This window comes from Okeania sp. (assembly GCF_983059655.1).
The window spans coordinates 1-2369 of record NZ_CEZPJD010001024.1; the positions used below are offsets into that span (position 1 = coordinate 1).

Genomic DNA, 2369 nt, shown 5'->3' on the forward strand with positions numbered 1-2369 from the left:
TCAGCGTCGGGAGGATGTCACTTTTGCATAGTTACTTATACCAAGCATGACAAACGTTTGCTACAAACAGGTGATACCTAGTCCGGCGATGATGTCTCACGTTTTTCATAACCTTGCTTTTTACGTTTTTTATTTTTTTTGATAATATTCCTCAGAATACTGACTTTTTAAAGATTCAATATCCAGCTTATGAAATTGAATCCATTCTTGAATCTTATAATCACTAATTTCATCAAGTTGATAATCTTTAAACTCTTTAAAAAAAGACTTTACGTTATCTCTCAAAAGTTTGAGTTTTCCTTTTCTCATAATCTCAACATGATGAGTAAAATTTCCTTGATGGGAAACATTTTTTGTTGGAATAATTAATATTCTTTTTACTTGTTCTGCATTGTATTCTTGATCAAACCAACCACAGTGATTATTCATCTGACCTGTTTCAGTTTTGGTTATTTCTTTGCGTGAGTCTTCAACTTTACTTTTACACTCAAAGATAAAATAATCATTCTGAGAAATACACCAAAGATTATCTGGACCTGTGTTAAATTCCTTCTCTGGTCTTTGACTCAAAAAACCTATAGAACTACCTAAGTCTTGCAGCGCTTTCTCAAACTTTGATGCTTCTTCACCAAAACTCAAATTTCCTAGAATATCTTCCACAGTTAACATTAGTTCTTCATAATTTTTGTGTTTAGATACCCAAGTATTAATTCTTTTCAGCCTATTTTCATTTATATAGTTTAACTTTTTATAACTAATTCGTTCTTTTGGTTTTAGAAGCTCCCAATTCTTATTAAAAGCACCCTTTTGAGTTAAATTAGATTCTGTTTTGCTCATCTTGTATTTGTAGCGAGCAAGAATTTGTAGATACCAAGCTTTTTCTGCTTCATCATTTGCACAGTAAGAGTCAATTATTTTCTGTACATAATTTGCTGCCTTTTCAGGTTCATTTTGATCAAAACTCTCCTCTGCTTTTCTTTCTAACTCTAAAATTTCTAATATATTTTTATTAACTTTTTCTTCCTCATCACTTTCCTCTTCCATTCTCTCTTTATAAAACTCTTTCCAACCTTCATCTCTGCTTAAACATTGATGGATTAAATTATCAAGAACTTTTGTGTAATCTGTTCCTTCATTTGTATCTTCCTCTTTCGCCAAATTAGAAACTTCAATTCCTATATTTATTTGCTTCCTTGTTTGCTCTGAGAAAAATTTATTTGAATCACCGCTTTTAATAAATTTTACTAAATCATTTCCGTTGATAATAATCACACTATAATCTCTCTCTCCCCTAACACTTCTTCCGAGTCCCTGTTCAATTTTTTGAGCAATTTTAATATTGAGCAAATCACTATTTGACCTACATTTTTCTTCATATCTTTCAGTTAAGGAAGAAGAATATGGCATTGATTCAATAATTAGAACACGACAGGAATCATCTGGAAGGTCTATTCCGTCGTATCTGTTTGCAAAAACAATTGTATTGCGATATTCACCCGATTTTAGTTTCTCAATTTCTTTAAAAATATTATCACTTTTGATAACTGTAGAACCTAAATTTTCATAGGTTTCTGCTTTCTTGAAACTAGATGTAATCACAACATAACCGACTCTACGATTGACATCTTTTGCTGCAAATTTATTGATAATATATGTTTCTTTTAACTCCTCATGGATTAGCCAAGGAATTAAAATCATTTTTTCACCAGACCACTTTTCATTTTTGTCAATAAGTGGATTTTTAACAGCTTCAATATTCAATCCAAAACCTTTAACAAAGAAAGAATCATTCTGTGTAGTTGCTGACATTAAAATTCTATGTTCAGCCTTGCTAAAAGTGCCAAATTTACTAATGGGACTGAGAATAGTTGAAATTTCTAATTCTTTACCACTAAAGAAACATTGACAATTTTCCAAGTTATCTTTAATTAGAGGCCAAGCAAACTTTACTTCATTTTCATTATCAGATTCTAATAGAGCTTTGATAACCTCTGATTTTTTATCTTGCCAACTCCAATAAGGTACTGGCAGTAAAGTATCTTGGTATTCTTTGCTTTTACTTTTTATCTCTTCTAAACTACCTTCACCTTGCTCTCTCAAATCATCTTCAAATAGTTGAAGTGGTTTTTTATAGAGTGAGTGTTCATTATTTACTTTAATTTTAAATGAATCATTTATAGAGTCTATACAAGCGTGTGAGTCATCTAAAATAATTGTATTAACTTTCTGAAATTTACCACCAACACCAAACTTTGATTTTCCATTAAACACTTTTTGAACATGAGTTATTAGGATTTTTTCTGAGTTTAAAAATTCATCAGGTAAAGAATCATCAATAGTTACATATCCAATGCCAAATTTCTCTGCTT

General features: G+C 30.6%; 1 protein-coding gene. It reads right to left on the bottom strand.

Translation table 11 applies throughout. From position 1 onward, the window contains the following. Window positions 1-129: 129 nt before the first annotated feature. Window positions 130-2369 (bottom strand): helicase C-terminal domain-containing protein (locus AC3DU7_RS31355; protein ID WP_488043142.1); only part of this gene is annotated, 2240 nt, incomplete at its 5' end.